The sequence below is a fragment of the Pseudoroseomonas sp. WGS1072 genome (genome assembly GCF_049340465.1).
Taxonomy (GTDB): domain Bacteria; phylum Pseudomonadota; class Alphaproteobacteria; order Acetobacterales; family Acetobacteraceae; genus Pseudoroseomonas.
The window spans coordinates 1863465-1880299 of the sequence record NZ_JBMPSU010000001.1 but is presented as its reverse complement, the minus strand read 5'-3'; the positions used below and the strand labels follow the sequence as shown (position 1 = coordinate 1880299).

Here is a 16835-nt window from a genome sequence, read left to right as displayed (position 1 = left end):
GGAAGGGAGCGCCATGAGTCTGACACCGCGCGAGGCGGCCTGGGGCCGCATCGAGCAGCTGGCCCGGCAGCCCGGAGCGGGCCGCATCCGCGCCCTCTTCGAGGCCGATCCGCAGCGCTTCCGCCGTTTCCACCGCGAGGCGGCGGGGCTGTTGCTGGACTTCTCGCGCACCGCCATCGACGAGGAGGTCCTGGCCGCCCTGCTCGACCTCGCCACCGCCCAGGAGGTGATGGCCCAGCGCGACGCCATGGCGGCGGGCGCCCAGATCAACGAGACCGAGAGCCGCGCCGTGCTGCACATGGCGCTGCGGGCGCCGCGCTCCGCCGGCTTCCGCGCCCTGCGGGCCGACGGCACCTTCGAGGACGCCTCCGGCCCGGTGGCCGACACGCTGGCGGCCATGCAGCGCTTCACCCGCGCCGTGCATGCGGGCGAGATCCGCGGCGCCGGCGGCGAGGCCTTCACCGATGTGGTGAACATCGGCATCGGCGGCTCCGACCTCGGACCGGCCATGGTCACGGGCGCGCTCTGGACCCCCGCCGCGCCGCTCCGCGCGCATTACCTCGCCAATGCCGACGCGCACCAGTGGGAGGCGATCCGGGCCGGGCTCGACCCGGCGCGCACCCTGGTGCTGGTCGCCTCCAAGACCTTCACCACCGCCGAGACCATGGCCAATGCGCATCTCGTGCGCGGCTGGCTGGAGGCGGCGCTGGGGGCCGAGGGGGCGAAGGCGCATCTCGCCGCCCTCTCGACCAATCTCGAGGCCACCGCCGCCTTCGGCGTGCCCGCCGACCGCGTGTTCGGCTTCCACGACTGGGTGGGCGGCCGCTTCTCGCTCTGGTCGGCCATCGGCCTGTCCATCGCGCTGGCCTGCGGCTGGGAGGCCTTCGCGGCGCTGCTGGCCGGGGCGCGGGAGATGGACGAGCATTTCCTCGGCGCCGCGCCGGCCGACAACCTGCCGCTGCTGCTGGCCCTGGTCTCGGCCTGGCATGTCAACGGACTCGGGCTGAAGGCCCAGGCCATCCTGCCCTACGACCAGCGGCTGGCGCGCTTCCCGGCGCATCTGCAGCAGCTCGAGATGGAGAGCCTGGGCAAGCGGACGCTGCTCTCGGGCCAGGAGGCGGTGCGCGACACCGGGCCGGTGATCTTCGGCGAGCCGGGCACCAACGCGCAGCACTCCTTCATGCAGTTGCTGCACCAGGGCACCACGCCGGTCCCGGCGGATTTCATCCTGATCGCCAACCCGGACCACGACCACGCCGCCAGCCACCGCCTGCTGCTGGCCAATGGCCTGGCCCAGGCCGAGGCGCTGCTGCGCGGCCGCGGCGCCGCCGAGGTCGAGGCCGAGATGCGCGCCGCCGGCACCGACCCGGCCGAGATCACCCGCCTGCTGCCGCACCGCCTCTTCCCCGGGGACCGCCCCAGCGTCACCCTGCTGCTGGAGCGCCTCACGCCCCGCAGCCTCGGCGCGCTGATCGCGCTCTACGAGCACAAGGTGTTCTGCCTGGGCGCGCTCTGGAGCATCGACGCCTTCGATCAGTGGGGCGTCGAGCTGGGCAAGAAGCTGGCCGGCTCGATCCTGCCGGAGCTGGCGCCGGAGGGCCGGCCGGGGGCGCATGACGGCTCGACGGCCGGGCTGATCGCCCGCCTCCGCGCGCTGCAGGGCCTGCCGGAGGGATAAGCCGGCGCCTCAGTCCTTCACGCTGCCGTCCCAGGTGACGTGGATGATGCCGGGCTGGCGTTGCAGCCCGGCGATCACCTCCCTCAGCTCCGCCGGCTCCACGGCGGTCGCGACCAGCGTCGCGGTCACCTCGGCCAGGTCGGCGCCGCGCTCCTCCGCCGCGACATCGGCCACCGGGTATTGCGCCTCCTCCAGCCGCTCGACGAGCAGTTCGCGCAGCTGCGGCATGGCGCCACGGGTGACGAGGGCCTTCACCTGGTAGGTCGCCTCGACATTGCGCTCGTTGATCGGGATGCGGTTGATGCGGTTGACCAGCGGCCGCAGCAGCGTGTTGCCGGCCAGGACGGCCAGGGTGAGCAGCCCCGCCTCGGCCAGCATGTCCGCCCCCGCGCAGGCGCCGACCGCCGCCGAGCACCAGAGCGTCGCGGCGGTGTTGAGGCCGCGGATGTTCAGCCCCTCCTTCATGATCACGCCGGCGCCGAGGAAGCCGATGCCGGTGACCACGTTGGAGACCACGCGCACCGCCTCCGTCGGGCCGATCATGCGGTGCGCCAGATCGACGAAGGCGGTCGCCCCCAGCGCCACCAGCACATTGGTGCGCAGTCCCGCGCTGCGCTGGCGGTACTGCCGCTCGGCGCCGATCAGCGTGCCGAGGACGAAGGCGGCGGTCAGGCTGACGGCGGTGTCGAGCAGCGAGGACAGGCTGGTCGTCTCGAGAAAGCTCGGGCTCATGGGAGGCGCTGACCCTCATGCCGGCGGTGACCACGGGGCGGGAGCATTCCGGATGGCGGGGGGCGTGACAAGCCCGGCGCTCTTCCGCTCCCCCCGGCCGGGGCGCTAGAGCGGGGCATGGACCGCATCCGCCTGCTCTCCGCCACCACCGCCGACCGCATCGCCGCGGGCGAGGTGGTGGAGCGCCCCGCCGCCGCCGTGAAGGAGCTGGTGGAGAACGCGCTGGATGCCGGGGCGCGGCGCATCCATGTCGCGCTGGAGGGAGGCGGCATCGGCCGCATCCTGGTGGAGGATGACGGTGCCGGCATGTCCCCGGCCGACCTCGCCCTCTGCGTCGAGCGCCACGCCACCTCCAAGCTGCCGGAGGAGGCGGCGCTGTTCCGCATCGCCACCCTGGGCTTCCGCGGCGAGGCGCTGCCCTCGATCGGCGCGGTGGCGCGACTCACCCTCACCAGCCGCCCGCCCGGCGGCGAGGCGCACAGCCTGGCGGTGGAGGGGGGGAGCAAGGGCGAGGTGCGGCCCGCCGCCGGCGCGCCCGGCACGCGGGTCGAGGTGCGCGACCTGTTCTTCGCCACCCCCGCCCGGCGCAAGTTCCTCAGGACGCCGCCGACCGAGGCCGGCCACGCGGTGGAGGCGGTGCGCCGCCTGGCGCTGGCCTGGCCCGAGGTGGCCTTCACCGTCGAGGTGGAGGGGCGCCGCGTCCTGACCCTCGCCCCCGCCGACCGGACGGCGCGGCTCGCCGCCCTGCTGGGGCCGGACTTCGCCCGCGCCGCCGTGCCGGTCACGGGGCGGTGGAGCGACCTCGACCTGGACGGCATGGCCGCCCTGCCGGCGCTGACCCGCGCCACGGCGGCGGAGCAGCATCTGGTGGTCAACCGCCGCCCGGTGCGCGACCCGCTGCTGCGCGCCGCGCTGCGCGTCGCCTACCGCGACCTGATCGCCGCCGGGCGGCACCCGGTCGCGGTGCTCTTCCTCGAGCTGCCGCCGGAGATGGTGGACGTGAACGTCCATCCGATGAAGACCGAGTTGCGCTTCCGCGAAGCGGGGCTGGTGCGCGGCGCGCTGATCTCGGCCCTGCGGCGTGCCCTGGCGGTGGGCGCCGGGCCGCAGGCCAGGGAGACCGGTGGGGAGACCGGCGGCGGGCCGGCTTCCTGGCCCGGCGAGGCGGCGCTGGCGGCCCCGGCCGGCGCTGCCGTGCCCGGCTTCGCCGAGGCGCGCGAGCCCGGCCTGGCGCCGCCGCCCATGCCTCCGCCCATGCCTCCGCCCTGGCAGCCGGGCCTGCGCCTGCCGCCGCCCTCCTCCTGGCCGGCCGCGCCGGCCGCCGGGGGCCGGATCCCCGTCCGGGAGGCGCCCGCCGGCGACAGGCCCCTGGGCCGCCCGCTGGCGCAGCTGATGGACACTTACATCCTGGCCGAGGCGCCGGATGGCGCGCTGGTGCTGGTCGATCAGCACGCGGCGCATGAGCGGCTGACGCATGAGGCGCTGAAGGCGCAGCTCCTGGAGGGCGAGGTGCGCCGCCAGCCCCTGCTGCTGCCCGCCGTGGTCGATCTGCCGGCCACGGACCTCGCCCGCCTGCTGGAGGCGGCGCCGCTGCTGGAGCGGCTGGGGCTGGAGCTGGAGGGCTTCGGCCCCGGCGCCGCGCTGGTGCGCGCCATGCCGGCCCTGCTCGGCAATCCCGACCCGGCGCCGCTGCTGCGCGACCTCTGCGCCGAGCTGGCGGAATGGGAGGACAGCACGGCGCTGGAACGGCGGCTCGACATGGCCGTGGCGCGGCTGGCCTGTCATGGCTCGATCCGCGCCGGGCGGCGCCTCAAGCCGGAGGAGATGGACGCGCTGCTGCGCCAGATGGAGGCGACGCCGCGCGCCGGCACCTGCAGCCATGGCCGGCCGACCTGGCTGCGCCTCGGCCGCGCCGAATTCGAGAGGATGTTCGGCCGCCGCTGACGGCGGGGAGCGCGCGGCCCCCCGCCGGCCTCAGCCGCGCAGCGTCGCGCCGGTCGCCTTGCCCACGGCGGCGACGATCCTCGCCCCCACCGCCTCGATCTCGGCATCGGTCAGGCTGGCGGCGCGCGGCTGCAGCACCACCTCCAGCGCCAGCGAGACCTTGCCCTCGGGCAGCTTCTCCCCGGCATAGCGGTCGAACAGCGACACCTCGGCGATCAGCTCGCGCTCGGCGCCGCGCGCGGCGCGCAGCAGCGACTCGGCCGGCACGGCGGCATCGACCAGGAAGGCGAAGTCGCGCCGCAGCGGCTGGAAGGCGGGCAGGTCGGGCAGGCCCTTCTTCCGGCGCTTCGGCTCCGGGATGGCGTCGAGGAAGACCTCGAAGCCGACCACCGCGCCCGCGAGGCCGAGCGCGGCGCAGAGCCTGGGATGCAGCGCGCCGAAGCGGGCCAGCACCATCCTCGGCCCCTGCCGCACCACGCCGGAACGGCCGGGATGATAATGCGCCGGCGCATCGGCGGTGACGCTGAGCGCCGCCATCGGCACGCCGAGCGCCGTCAGCACCGCCAGCGCATCGCCCTTGGCGTCCATCGCGTCCACCGGCCGCGAGGGCTCGGCCCAGTGACGCGGCGTGGCGCCGGCGCGCAGACCGGCGGCGAGCAGCGCCTGGCCCTCGGGCGCGGCATCGGCATAGGCGCCGCCCAGCTCGCAGAGCGCGAGGTCCGGCCAGCCGCGCGCCTGGTTGCGCGCGGCGGCCAGGGCCAGGCTGGCCAGGGGGGTGGGGCGCATCTGGTCGAGATCGGCGGCGATCGGGTTCTCCAGCCGCAACCGCTCCGGCACGTCGCCGAAGCGCGCCGCCGTGGCGCGGTCGAGGAAGCCGAAGGAGACGCAGTCCAGCATCCCGCGCGCCGCCAGCACCCGCCGCGCCAGCCCGGCCCGCGCCTGGCGTGGCGTCAGGGAGGGCAGCGGCACCGGCGAGGCGACCGGCAGCGAGGCGGGCGGGATGCGGTCCAGCCCGTGGATGCGCAGCACCTCCTCCAGCAGGTCGCATTCCGGCTCGATGGCGGCGCGGCCCTCGGCGGCGGCGCGCGCCTTGGCCTCCGGCAGGCCTGGCGCCTGGACCAGGGCCTCCGCGCCCATCGCCGCGATGTCGTTGCGCCAGGGGGGGACGGAGACCGTCACCCGCTCCGCGTCGCGCGACAGCACGCCGAAGCCCAGCCGCTCCAGCGTCGCCACCGCCGCCTCGGGCGCGATCTCGGCGCCGCCCAGGCCGGCGATGCGCTCGAAGCGCAGGCTGGCCTCGCGCCGCCAGGACGGCTCGGCCCCCGCCTCGGCGATCTCCGAGGCCTCGCCGCCGCAGAGCGCGATGACCATCGCCGTCGCCGCCTCCAGCGCGTCGGGCAGCAGCGCGGGGTCGATGCCGCGCTCGAAGCGCTGCCGCGCGTCGGAGCGCAGCCCGTGCCGCCGGCCGGAGAGGGCGATGCGCACCGGATCGAAGAGGGCGCATTCGATGAAGACCTCGGTGGTGCCCTCGTCCGAGCCGGAATGCTCGCCGCCCATGATGCCGGCCAGGGATTCCACCGCCGCGGCATCGGCGATGACGCAGTCCTCCGGCGTGACCGAGACCTCCTTGCCGTTCAGCGCCAGGAAGCTCTCGCCCTCCCGGCCGCGCCGCAGGACCAGGGTGTCGCCCTTCACCTTGGCGACATCGAAGACATGCAGCGGCCGGCCGAGGTCGAAGGTGAAGAAGTTGGTGATGTCGACCAGGGCGTTGATCGGACGCAGGCCGATGGCGGTCAGCCGGTCGCGCAGCCATTGCGGCGAGGCGCCGTTGCGCAGGCCCCGCACGGCGCGGCCCAGCACCCAGGGGCAGGCCTCGCGGTCCTCGATCACCCAGCGCAACGGCGCGGGATAGACGCCCGGCACCGTCTCCGGCGCGAAGGGCAGCAGCCGGCCGAGCCCGGCGGCGGCGAGGTCGCGGGCGATGCCGCGCACCGAGAGCGCATCGCCCCGGTTCGGCGTGACCGAGATCTCCACCACCGGATCGTCGAGCCCGGCCCAGGCGGCGTAGGCGGCGCCCACCGGCGCGTCGGCCGGCAGGTCGAGGATGCCGTCGTGATCCTCGCCGAGGCCGAGCTCGCGGGCGGAGCACATCATGCCCTCGCTCTTCACCCCGCGGATCTCGCCCACCTTCAGCGTGATGCCGGAGCCGGGGATGACGGCGCCGGGCAGGCCCAGCACGCCCTTCATGCCGGCGCGGGCATTGGGCGCGCCGCAGACCACGGAGAGCAGCGTGCCGGAGCCGTCATCGACCTTCAGCGCGCGCAGGCGGTCGGCATTCGGGTGCTGCGTGGCCTCGACGACATGGGCGATGCGGAAGGGCGCCAGCAACGCGCCCCGGTCCTCGACGCCCTCCACCTCCAGGCCGATGCTGTTGAGGGTGGCGGTGATCCGCTCCAGCGTCGCCTCGGTCTCGAGGTGCCGCTTCAGCCAGGACAGGGAGAACTTCATCGTCTCACACCCCTTCCGCCAGGGAGGCCGGGGAGAGCGGGCTGTGCCCGTAGTGCCGGAGCCAGCGGATGTCGCTTTCGTAGAACGGCCGGAGGTCGGGGATGCCGTGCTTGAGCATGGTGATGCGCTCGATCCCCATGCCGAAGGCGAAGCCCTGCCACTCGCGCGGGTCGATGCCGCAATTGGCCAGGACGCGGGGATGCACCATGCCGGAGCCCAGGATCTCCAGCCAGTCGTTGCCTCCCCCCTGGGCCTTGCCCAGCTCGCCGGTCCTGCGGTTCCAGCCGATATCCACCTCCATCGAGGGCTCGGTGAAGGGAAAGTAGGAGGAGCGGAAACGCACCGGCAGGTCGCGGATGCCGAAGAAGGCGCGCAGGAAGTCGATCAGGCAGCCCTTCAGATGCGCCAGGGTGATGCCGCGGTCGATCACCAGCCCCTCGACCTGATGGAACATCGGGGAATGGGTCGCGTCGTGATCGGCGCGCCAGGTGCGGCCGGGGACGATGACGCGGATCGGCGGCTCCTGGGAGAGCATGGTGCGGATCTGCACCGGCGAGGTGTGGGTGCGCAGCACCGGCCGCGAGCCGCCGGCCGTGGCCGGCAGGTAGAAGGTGTCGTGGTCCTGCCGGGCGGGATGGTGGTCGGGGATGTTCAGCGCCCCGAAGTTGAACCAGTCGCCCTCGATGTCCGGCCCCTCCGCCACGCCGAAGCCCATGGCGCCGAAGATCGCCGTCAGCTCCTCCACCGTGCGGGCGATGGGATGGATGGCCCCGGCCTCGGCGCCCGCCGGCGGGTGGGGGCGGGGCGGCAGGGTCACGTCCATCCGCTCGGCGGCGAGGCGGGCCTCCAGCGCGGCCTCCTCCAGCACCAGGCGGCGGGCCTCGAAGGCCTGCTCCAGCTCGCCCTTGAGGCGGTTCACGGCGCCGCCGCGCTCCTTGCGCGCCTCGGGCGCCACCGCGCCCAGCCCCTTCAGCAGCGCGGTCAGGCTGCCGCTCTTGCCCAGGGTCGCGACACGCACGGCATCGAGCGCGCGCAGGTCGCCCGCCGCCGCCAGCGCCGCCTCGGTCTCCGCCCGCAGGGCGGCCAGGTCATCGGTCATGTCACTCGGTCCCATCCGTCGCCGGGTCTCGGAAGCCCGATACGAAAAAAGCCGCCGGACGCCCGGGCTCTCACCCGGGCGGCGGCGGCTCTGTCCTCACTCCCCCGCCCAGGCGGGGGCGGAGATCACGCTTCGGCGGAAGCCGGCAGCGCCGCCTTGGCCTTCTCGACCAGGGCGCCGAAGGAGGCGGCGTCATCGAAGGCGATGGCGGCCAGCACCTTGCGGTCCAGCTCGATGTTCGCCGCCTTCAGGCCGGCGATGAACTTCGAGTAGGTCAGGCCATGCTCGCGCACGGCCGCGTTGATGCGCTGGATCCACAGGCCACGGAACTCGCGCTTCTTCACCCGGCGGTCGCGATAGGCGTACTGCAGCGCCTTCTCGACCCGCTCGAGCGCGGGGCGGTAGCCGGTGGAGGACCGGCCCACATAGCCCTTGGCGAGCTTCAGGACCTTCTTGTGACGGGCATGGGCGGTGACGCCGCGCTTGACACGAGCCATGGTTCAGATCCTTACCTTACCGGGCCGAGCCGTAGGGCATCCACTGCTTCACCGTGTCGCCGTCCTGCTTGTTCAGCACGAAGGTCCCACGGTTCTGCCGCTTCATCTTGTTGGTCTTGGCGGTGAGCATGTGGCGCTTGTTGCCGACGCCGGCCTTCACCAGGCCCGTGGCGGTCAGCTTGAAGCGCTTCTTCACGCTCGACTTGGTCTTCATCTTGGGCATTTCGGTCTCCTTGAGATCGGAGTCCCAATTGCAACCGTTAAGTCACAATCAGGACACGAAGCCGCGGCCGGGCATGCCCTACAGGCCCGGACGCGCGGATAGCGGAGGCGGGCCTATACAGTCACCCGCCCCGCGAGACAAGCCTCCGGAGCGGGCCTTCCCGGCCGGCGGGGGCTGCCCCGCGCGCCCGGCATGGGCGCTCCCCCGTACCCGTCCCCTCCCGCCGGCGTGGCGCGGGCCTTGCCGTAATCCCGACCTTGCGCCAGCCTGCACGATGGCGAAACGAAACGCGCCCCGAGAAGGCCGCGCCCCGATAAAGATCTCGCCTGGAGGACACGATGTCACCGCCATTCCCCATCCGCCGCCGCCTCGTCACGGCGCTGCTGCCGCTGGCCGCCCTCGCGCTCTCCTCCTGCGCCAGCCCGACCGCCCCCCCTGCCTCCCGCCAGGCCGTGCTCGACGCGGCGCTGCGCGAGCAGGTGCAATCCGGCAAGGTCGGGGCCATCGCGGCGCTGGTGCTGCGCGAGGACGGCACGGTGCTCTACAGCGGCAGCGCCGGCGAGACCGCGCCCGGCAACGGCACGCCGCCGGCGCCGGACAGCCTGTTCCGTCTGGCCAGCATGACCAAGCCCTTCACCTCGGTCGCGGTGATGCAGCTGGTCGAGCAGGGCCGGATCGGGCTGGACGATCCGGTCGGCCGCTGGCTGCCGGAGTTCCGCAACCTCCGCGTCCGCGCGCCCCAGGCAGGCGGCCAGACGGGCGGCCGGGCCGGGGCCGCCGCGCGGGACCGCACCGTGCCCGCCGCGCGCCAGCCCACCGTGCGCGACCTGCTGCGCCACACCTCGGGCCTGTCCTACACCTTCCTCAACGTGCCCGGCGTGGTCGAGGCCTATCGCCGCCTCGGCGTGGATGACGGGCTGGCGGCCCCCGGGCGCGCGCTCGACGACAACATGCGCCGCCTCGCGCGGGCGCCGCTCGCCATGCAGCCCGGCAGCGGCTGGCACTATTCTCTGGCCACCGACGTGCTCGGCGCCATCGTCACCCGCGCCAGCGGCGAGCCGCTCGACGCCTATGTCGCCCGGCACATCGCCACGCCGCTCGGCCTCGGGAGCTTCGCCTTCCACGTGCCGGAGAGCGCCCGGCCGCGCATGGTCACGGCGCTCTATCCGGATGCGGCGGGGACGCTGCGGCCGATGGCCAGCCCGCAGGTGGTGCCCTACCCGCTCTCGGGCGGCACCTGGACGGCCGATCCGAACCGCGCCTTCAGCGCCGCCGCCTATCCTTCCGGCGGCGCCGGCGCCACCGCGACCATCGGCGACTACGGCCGCTTCGCGCGCATGCTGCTGCGCGGCGGCGAGCTGGACGGCGCGCGCATCCTGAAGCCGGAGACGGTGGCGGAGATGACCCGGCCGCAGACCGGCGCCTATCCGATCGACCTGCGCGGCCCGGGCTATGCCTTCGGCTACGGCTTCTCCGTGCTGACCGATCCGGTGGCGGGGAAGACCAGGCAGGGCCCGGGCACCTATGGCTGGGGCGGCATCTACGGCACCGGCTTCTTCGTCGATCCGGCCCACCGCATCGTCACGGTGGTGATGACGCAGACCGGGGTGAATGGCGGCCCGGCGGCCAATGCGGTGCGCGAGGCGGTGTACGGCACGCTGGAGGCGGCTGGCGAGTGAGGCGGGCGCGGCGGGCGCGGGGTTTCCCCCGCCGCCGCGCCGCGCCTATATAGGCAGCCGTGTCCACACCGTTCCGCAAGATGCACGGGCTGGGGAACGACTTCGTCGTGCTCGACGCCCGTCCCGCCGCCCTGCCCCTCACCCCGGCCCGCGTCGCCGCCCTGGCCGACCGGCACCGGGGCATCGGCTGCGACCAGCTCATCGTCATGGAGCCGCCCGGCACGGGCGCCGACGTCTTCATGCGCATCTGGAACCCCGACGGCTCCGAGGCCGGCGCCTGCGGCAATGCCACGCGCTGCATCGCCAGCCTGCTGATGGCCGAGACCGGGCGGGACCAGGTGGTGGTACGCACCGTGCGCGGCGACCTGCCGGCGGAGCGCGCGCCGGATGGCGGCATCCGCGTCGACATGGGCGCGCCGCTGCTCGGCTGGCAGGACGTGCCGCTGGCCGAGGCGATGGACACGGCGCATCTGCCCCTCGAATCCGCCGGCCTGGCCGATCCCGCCGCCTGCTCGATGGGCAATCCGCACGTCACCTTCTTCGTCGAGGATCTGGACGCGCTGGACTGGCGCGCGCTGGGCCCGGCGCTGGAGCACCACCCGCTCTTCCCCGAGCGCGCCAATATCGGCTTCGCGCAGATCCTCTCGCCCGAGCATATCCGCCTCGGGATCTGGGAACGCGGCGCCGGCGCGACGCTGGCCTGCGGCTCGGGCGCCTGCGCCACGCTGGTCAACGCGCATCGCCGCGGCCTGGCCGGGCGGCGCGCCCGGATCGACCTGCCAGGGGGCAGCCTGATGCTCGAATGGCGGCTGGAGGGCGGGGTGCTGATGGGCGGCCCGGTCGCCACCGCCTTCCTCGGCACCCTCGACCTCGACGCCTGGCCGGCATGAGCGGGGCCCCTTGAGCGCGGCGCCGGCGCGCCCGGCGGGCGACGAGCCGGTCCAGCTGCTCAGCTTCGGCTGCCGGCTCAACACCTATGAGAGCGTCGCCATGCGCGAGCTGGCGCTGCGGGCCGGGCACAGCGGCGTCATCCTGGTCAACACCTGCGCCGTGACGGCGGAGGCCGAGCGGCAGGCCGCCAAGGCCATCCGCCGCGCCGCCCGGGAGCATCCGGACCGCCGCATCCTCGTCACCGGCTGCGCCGCGGAGATCGCCCCGGCGCGCTGGGCCGCCCTGCCCGGTGTCGCCCGCGTCATCGGCAATGGCGGGAAGCTCGCGCCCGCCACCTGGGCGCTGGAGGCCACGCCCGGCGCGGCGGCGGAGGCCCCCGCGCCTCGGCCGGTGACCGATTTCGCCGGCCGTGCCCGCGCCTTCGTGCAGGTGCAGCAGGGGTGCGACCACCGTTGCACCTTCTGCGTCATTCCCCAGGGGCGGGGCGCCTCGCGCTCCGTGCCGCTCGGCGCCATCGTCGGCGAGGTGCGCGGCCTGGCCCGCGCCGGCTGCGGCGAGGTGGTGCTGACCGGAGTGGACATGGCCAGCTATGGCAGCGACCTGCCGGGCCGGCCGCGCCTGGGCCAGATGGTGCGCCGCCTGCTGGCCCTGGTGCCGGAACTGCCCCGGCTGCGCCTCTCCTCGCTCGATCCGGCCGCGATCGACGACGATCTCTGGCGGCTGCTCGCCGACGAGCCGCGCCTGATGCCGCACCTGCACCTTTCGCTGCAGCATGGCGACGGGCTGATCCTGAAGCGGATGAAGCGCCGCCACACGCCGGAACAGGCGCTCGCCCTCGCCGCCCGGGCGCGGGCGCTGCGGCCCGGCCTCGCGCTGGGGGCCGACCTGATCGCCGGCTTCCCGACCGAGACCGAGGCGCAGTTCGCCGCCAGCCTCGCGCTGGTGGAGAGGATGGGGCTGCACTTCCTGCACGTCTTCCCGTATTCCGAACGGCCCGGCACGCCGGCCGCCCGCATGCCGCAACTGCCGACCGCCCTGCGCCGCGAGCGGGCCGCGCGGCTGCGCCAGGCCGGCCAGGCGGCCGCGCTCCGCTTCTACCAAGCCCGATTGGGACAGGAGGAAACCGTGCTGATGGAAGGTCCCGATCGCGGCCACACCGAACACTTCGCCCCGCTGCGCCTGTGCGGCGGGCCGGCGGTGCGGCATGGCCAGCTGCTGCGCCTGCGCGTGACGGGCGCCGATGCCGAGGGGCTGCTCGCCGCCGCCCCCGCCGGAGAGGGCTGAGCCATGGCCCTGCGCGATCTCTGGGCCCGGCTGACCGGGCGCGAGAAGGACAAGGAGGCGGAGAGCGCGCCGCCGCCCGAGGCCGAGGGGCAGTCTCCGCCGGCGGCCGAGGCGCACCCCGCCACCACCGCCCCGGCCCCCGCCGAGACCCGCAGCGCGCCCGAGCCGGACGACCAGCGTCCGGCGGCGGCGCCGCGCCCGAGCCCGGTGGCGCCGGCCGAGACGCGGTCCGGCTTCCCGGACCTGGCCACATCTCCGGGCCCGGCCCGACCGGTGCCGCCGGGCGACCTGCCGGCCTCCCCCCCCGAGGTCCCGCCTCTGGCGCCCGACCGGACGGCACCCGCCGCCCCGCCCGCCGAGGTGCCGCCACCCGCCCCCGCCGATCTGCCGCCACCGGCCCCGCCGGAGCATCCGGCGCCGCCGCCGGCGCCGCGCCCGGCCGGCGTGCCGCCGGGCTGGGACCGCCCGCCGCAGGAGATTCCGCCCCCGACCGCCCGGTGGGACCGAGGCCGGCCCCGCCGGAGGTGCCGCCCGCCGCCCCGCCGGCCGCGCCAGCGGCGCCGCCGGAAGTGCCCGCGCCGGAGCCGGCGCCCGCCGCGCCTGCCCCCGCCCCTGCCCCTGGGCCCGTCCCTGGACCGGGGAGACCGGCCCCGCCGCCGGCGCCGCCCACGCCCGAGCCGCCCACGCCCGAGCCGCCCACGCCCGAGCCCGCGCGCCCCGAACCCTCGCCGCCCGCGACGCCGCCCGGCTCCGCCACCGCCTATCGGGCGCCGGAGCCGCCGCCCGGGACCACCCCGGCCGAGACCGGGGAGCCGCAGCGGGGCGGCTGGTTCTCACGCCTGAAGGCCGGGCTCTCACGCTCCACCAGCAAGCTGACCGACGGGCTGACCGGCCTCTTCACCAAGCGCAAGCTGGACGAGGCGGCGCTGGAGGAGCTGGAGGAGGCGCTGATCACCGCCGATCTCGGCGTCGCCGCCTCGGCGCGCATCGTCGAGGGCTTCCGCCGCACCCGCTTCGGCAAGGAGGTGACGGATGAGGAGGTGCGCGAGGCGCTCGCCGCCGAGATCGCCACCATCCTGGAGCCGGTCACGAAGCCGCTGGTGCTGGACCCGCAGAAGCGGCCGCATGTCGTGCTGGTGGTCGGCGTCAACGGCACCGGCAAGACCACCACCATCGCCAAGCTCGGCCAGCAGTTCCGCGAGCAGGGTCGCAGTGTCACCTTCGTCGCCGGCGACACCTTCCGCGCCGCCGCCGTCGAGCAGCTGCAGATCTGGGGCGGCCGCACCGGCTGCGACGTGGTGGCGCCCGCCCGGGAAGGCGCGGATGCCGCCGGCCTCGCCTTCGATGCGCTGCGGCAGGCACAGGAGAGGGGCACCGAGGTGCTGCTGGTCGACACCGCCGGCCGGCTGCACAACAAGACGGCGCTGATGGAGGAGCTGCGCAAGGTGGTGCGCGTCCTGCAGCGCCTCGATCCCACCGCGCCGCATTCCGTCCTGCTGGTGCTGGATGCCACCACCGGGCAGAACGCCACCCAGCAGTGCAAGGTCTTCTCCGAGATGGTGAACGTCACCGGGCTGGTGGTGACCAAGCTGGACGGCTCGGCCAAGGGCGGCGTGGTGGTGGCCCTGGCGCAGGAATTCGCCCTGCCGGTGCATGCGGTGGGCGTCGGCGAGAAGGCCGCCGACCTGCGGCCCTTCTCGGCGCGGGACTTCGCCCGTTCCCTGCTCGGCCTGAACTGACGCGCCGGGGCCGTCGCGCCGGCCAAGCTTGGAATTTCCGCGCCGCTTTCCTAGCTTTATCCGGGCAAGGCGGCCCGTCCTGCCGCCCTCCATCCCTGGCGGAGACCCGCGTGCAGTTCCGGAGCCCAGAATGACCCCGCCCCCGGGCGAACCGGCGGAGGGCCGCCCCCTCGTCGGCGCCCCCTTGGCCGATGCCCCCCTGGCCGGTGGCAAGCGGCCACCCGCACTCCGCAGGGCGCATGGCATCCCGGACCTCCCCTCCCAGCCGGTGCCGCCCGCGCCCGAGCAGGCGGCGGCCGAGATCCGCGTCGCCTCCTACAACGTGCACAAATGCGTCGGCCTCGACCGGCGCTTCGATCCGGCGCGGATCGCCGGCGTCATCGCCGAGCTCGAAGCCGACATCGTCGCGGTGCAGGAGGCGGACCGCCGCTTCGGGCGCCGGACCGGCCTGCTGGACACCGCGGCGCTGCGCGATTGCGGCCTCTCCCTGCTGCCGGTGTCCCGCCTGCCGGACGGGCATGGCTGGCACGGCAATGCCCTGCTGGTGCGGCGGGGCACGCCGGTGCGGCTGCAGCGCCTGGCCCTGCCCGGAGCCGAGCCGCGCGGCGCGGTGATCGCCGAGCTGGAGCTTGCCGCAGGACCGCTGCGCGTCGTCGCGGCGCATTTCGGCCTGCTCAAGCGCTGCCGGATGCGGCAGGCGGCCGCCATCCTGGAGAGCATCGGCCAGGGCGAGAGCATGCCGACGGTGATGATGGGCGACCTCAATGAATGGCGCCCGGGGCGGCGCTCCTCGCTGCGGCCACTGGAGTCGCTGTTCGGCAGCCTGGGCTTCGGGCCGGCCAGCTTTCCCTCCCGCCTGCCGGTCTTCGCGCTGGACCGCATCCTGGGCTGGCCGCGCGGCGTTGTGCGGGACGTGCAGGTCCATGACACTCCGCTGGCGCGCGTCGCCTCCGACCATCTGCCGCTGAAGGCCCGGCTGATCCTCACGCCGGACCAGGCGGCGCTGGCCGGCGATGTGGCCGCCGCAGCCTGATTAACCATGCTCCACGCCCCCCTCCGCGGCACGGTGCCCGCCATGGCCCCCATCGTGGCCGGTGAGCCGCCGCGCCCGAGCGAGGCGGTGCGCGCGGTCGGGCGGATGACGCGCAGCCTCGGCACGGCCAGCGGCGCGGCGCTGGTCCCCGGCGGGCTGGAGGCCTTCATGCTGCGGGCCGTCATGGCGCGCGCCGCCGGCCATGGCCTGGATCTGCAGTACTACCGGTGGTCGGACGACGTGACCGGCGGCCTGCTGGCGCGCGAGGTGCTGCGCGCGGCGGATCGTGGCGTCCGGGTCCGCATCCTTCTCGATGACAGCTACGTCCTCGGGCCGGAGCGCCGCATCGCCCTGCTCGACGTGCATCCGCGCATCGAGCTGCGGCTGTTCAACACCGCGCGCTTCCGTTTCCTCGGCCAGTTCGGCCTGGGGCTCGAATTCGCCCTCGGCGGCTGGCATCTCAACCACCGCATGCACAACAAGAACTGGGTGGTGGATGGCGCCATGGCCCTGGTCGGCGGGCGCAATATCGCGGATGCCTATTTCGACGGCGCGGGCGACTTCAACTTCCGCGACCTCGACATGCTGATCGCGGGTCAGGCCGCCCAGCAGGCGCAGCGGGTCTTCGACAGCTACTGGGCCAGCAGCCTGGCCCGGCCGGTCGAGCGCTTCCGCCGCGTCGCCCGCCGCGCCAGCCAGGAGGCGCTGGCCGCCTTCCGGGCGGAGCTGGACGCCATCCCCGAGACCGCCAAGGTACACCCCTACCTGCAGGCGCTCCGCGCCGAGCACGGCCGCTGGCTGGAGCGCGACCATGCCCTGCTGCCGGTGCCCGAGGACGGGCCGGAAGGCCTGCGCGTGCTCTCCGACCCGCCGGCCAAGGCCCAGGGGCGTGGCGTGCCGGGCGGCGTGGCGCCGGCGGTGGAGGCGATGCTGCTCGGCGCCCGGCGGGAGGCCCTGCTGATCTCGCCCTATTTCGTGCCCGGCGAAGCCGGCATGGCGGTGATCGAGGCCCTGGCCCGGCGCGGCGTGGCCATCACCGTCATCACCAATTCCCTGGCCGCGACCGATGTGGTGGCGGTGCACAGCGGCTATGCCCGCTACCGGCCGCGCCTGGTGGAACTCGGCGTCGCGCTCCACGAGCTGAAGCGCAGCGGGCGGCATGACAGCGGCGTCTTCGGCTCCAAGGGCGCGAGCCTGCACACCAAGGCACTGATGGTGGATGGCGACCAGGTCTTCGTCGGTTCCTTCAACCTCGACCCGCGCTCGGCCAACCTCAACACCGAGATGGGCGCCTTCGCCCGCCATCCCGGCCTGGCGGAGAAGCTGGCGGTGGAGCGCGACCGGCTCTGCGGCCCGGAGCGCAGCTACCGCGTCACCCGCGACCCGCGCGGGCACCTTCTCTGGACCGATGACGAGGGCAGCACGGCGCACGAGCCCGAGGCGCCGCTCGCCCGCCGGGCCCTGGCCCGCCTGGTGCGCTGGCTGCCGATCGAGGCGCAGCTCTAGCGGGCTTCACGCCGCACCCGCG

Annotated in this window: 13 protein-coding genes; 8 read left to right on the top strand and 5 right to left on the bottom strand. The window is 74.8% G+C overall.

Annotation, left to right across the window (positions count from 1 at the left end):
- The first annotated feature begins 13 nt into the window (after window positions 1-13).
- Complete coding sequence (gene pgi, locus ACF3NH_RS09030) at window positions 14-1678, top strand: glucose-6-phosphate isomerase (protein WP_422922578.1); 1665 nt, start codon at window positions 14-16, stop codon at window positions 1676-1678.
- Between the two features lie 9 nt (window positions 1679-1687).
- Here pgi and ACF3NH_RS09025 read toward each other — a convergent pair whose 3' ends face one another.
- Window positions 1688-2410 carry an MgtC/SapB family protein gene (locus ACF3NH_RS09025; RefSeq protein ID WP_422922577.1) on the bottom strand — a complete coding sequence of 241 codons (723 nt, stop codon included), beginning with the start codon at window positions 2408-2410 and terminating at the stop codon, window positions 1688-1690.
- A 117-nt stretch (window positions 2411-2527) separates the two neighbouring features.
- On the opposite strand from ACF3NH_RS09025, the gene mutL reads away from it, so the two are divergent.
- Window positions 2528-4354 (top strand): DNA mismatch repair endonuclease MutL, encoded by a 1827-nt coding sequence (gene mutL / locus ACF3NH_RS09020; protein ID WP_422922576.1) that lies wholly within the window; start codon window positions 2528-2530, stop codon window positions 4352-4354.
- Window positions 4355-4384: 30 nt separating this feature from the next.
- Here the strand turns inward: mutL and pheT are convergent, their stop codons facing one another.
- From pheT to rpmI, 4 genes are all read right to left on the bottom strand, one after another.
- Entirely contained in the window at window positions 4385-6862 is a 2478-nt protein-coding gene (gene pheT, locus ACF3NH_RS09015) for a phenylalanine--tRNA ligase subunit beta (protein WP_422922575.1), read from the bottom strand.
- A gap of 4 nt (window positions 6863-6866) precedes the next feature.
- Window positions 6867-7961, bottom strand: coding sequence for a phenylalanine--tRNA ligase subunit alpha (gene pheS / locus ACF3NH_RS09010; protein ID WP_198365305.1), 1095 nt, complete (start codon window positions 7959-7961; stop codon window positions 6867-6869).
- A gap of 125 nt (window positions 7962-8086) precedes the next feature.
- Complete coding sequence (gene rplT / locus ACF3NH_RS09005; protein WP_198365304.1) at window positions 8087-8458, bottom strand: 50S ribosomal protein L20; 372 nt, start codon at window positions 8456-8458, stop codon at window positions 8087-8089.
- A gap of 16 nt (window positions 8459-8474) precedes the next feature.
- Window positions 8475-8681, bottom strand: a complete 207-nt coding sequence (rpmI, locus tag ACF3NH_RS09000) for a 50S ribosomal protein L35 (RefSeq protein WP_198365303.1) — start codon at window positions 8679-8681, stop codon at window positions 8475-8477.
- A 338-nt stretch (window positions 8682-9019) separates the two neighbouring features.
- Between rpmI and ACF3NH_RS08995 the strand changes: the two genes are divergently transcribed.
- The 6 genes from ACF3NH_RS08995 (at window position 9020) to ACF3NH_RS08970 (ending at window position 16813) form a co-directional block, all read left to right on the top strand.
- Window positions 9020-10360 (top strand): serine hydrolase domain-containing protein, encoded by a 1341-nt coding sequence (locus ACF3NH_RS08995; RefSeq protein ID WP_422922574.1) that lies wholly within the window; start codon window positions 9020-9022, stop codon window positions 10358-10360.
- A gap of 59 nt (window positions 10361-10419) precedes the next feature.
- Window positions 10420-11250 carry a diaminopimelate epimerase gene (gene dapF / locus ACF3NH_RS08990; RefSeq protein WP_198365301.1) on the top strand — a complete coding sequence of 277 codons (831 nt, stop codon included), beginning with the start codon at window positions 10420-10422 and terminating at the stop codon, window positions 11248-11250.
- A gap of 10 nt (window positions 11251-11260) precedes the next feature.
- Window positions 11261-12535, top strand: a complete 1275-nt coding sequence (gene mtaB / locus ACF3NH_RS08985) for a tRNA (N(6)-L-threonylcarbamoyladenosine(37)-C(2))-methylthiotransferase MtaB (RefSeq protein ID WP_422922573.1) — start codon at window positions 11261-11263, stop codon at window positions 12533-12535.
- Between the two features lie 839 nt (window positions 12536-13374).
- Entirely contained in the window at window positions 13375-14274 is a 900-nt protein-coding gene (ftsY, locus tag ACF3NH_RS08980; protein WP_422924751.1) for a signal recognition particle-docking protein FtsY, read from the top strand.
- A gap of 130 nt (window positions 14275-14404) precedes the next feature.
- Window positions 14405-15307: an endonuclease/exonuclease/phosphatase family protein gene (locus ACF3NH_RS08975; protein ID WP_198365299.1), complete on the top strand. Its 903-nt coding sequence runs from the start codon at window positions 14405-14407 to the stop codon at window positions 15305-15307.
- Window positions 15308-15313: 6 nt separating this feature from the next.
- Complete coding sequence (locus ACF3NH_RS08970; RefSeq protein ID WP_198365298.1) at window positions 15314-16813, top strand: phospholipase D family protein; 1500 nt, start codon at window positions 15314-15316, stop codon at window positions 16811-16813.
- Window positions 16814-16835: the final 22 nt, after the last annotated feature.

What these genes read in the sequence shown, in the direction of transcription:
- pgi (WP_422922578.1), top strand. Translation starts at nt 14, where the DNA reads ATGAGTCTGACACCGCGCGAGGCGGCCTGGGGCCGCATCGAGCAGCTG.
- ACF3NH_RS09025 (WP_422922577.1), bottom strand. Translation starts at nt 2,410, where the DNA reads ATGAGCCCGAGCTTTCTCGAGACGACCAGCCTGTCCTCGCTGCTCGAC.
- mutL (WP_422922576.1), top strand. Translation starts at nt 2,528, where the DNA reads ATGGACCGCATCCGCCTGCTCTCCGCCACCACCGCCGACCGCATCGCC.
- pheT (WP_422922575.1), bottom strand. Translation starts at nt 6,862, where the DNA reads ATGAAGTTCTCCCTGTCCTGGCTGAAGCGGCACCTCGAGACCGAGGCG.
- pheS (WP_198365305.1), bottom strand. Translation starts at nt 7,961, where the DNA reads ATGACCGATGACCTGGCCGCCCTGCGGGCGGAGACCGAGGCGGCGCTG.
- rplT (WP_198365304.1), bottom strand. Translation starts at nt 8,458, where the DNA reads ATGGCTCGTGTCAAGCGCGGCGTCACCGCCCATGCCCGTCACAAGAAG.
- rpmI (WP_198365303.1), bottom strand. Translation starts at nt 8,681, where the DNA reads ATGCCCAAGATGAAGACCAAGTCGAGCGTGAAGAAGCGCTTCAAGCTG.
- ACF3NH_RS08995 (WP_422922574.1), top strand. Translation starts at nt 9,020, where the DNA reads ATGTCACCGCCATTCCCCATCCGCCGCCGCCTCGTCACGGCGCTGCTG.
- ACF3NH_RS08975 (WP_198365299.1), top strand. Translation starts at nt 14,405, where the DNA reads ATGACCCCGCCCCCGGGCGAACCGGCGGAGGGCCGCCCCCTCGTCGGC.
- ACF3NH_RS08970 (WP_198365298.1), top strand. Translation starts at nt 15,314, where the DNA reads ATGCTCCACGCCCCCCTCCGCGGCACGGTGCCCGCCATGGCCCCCATC.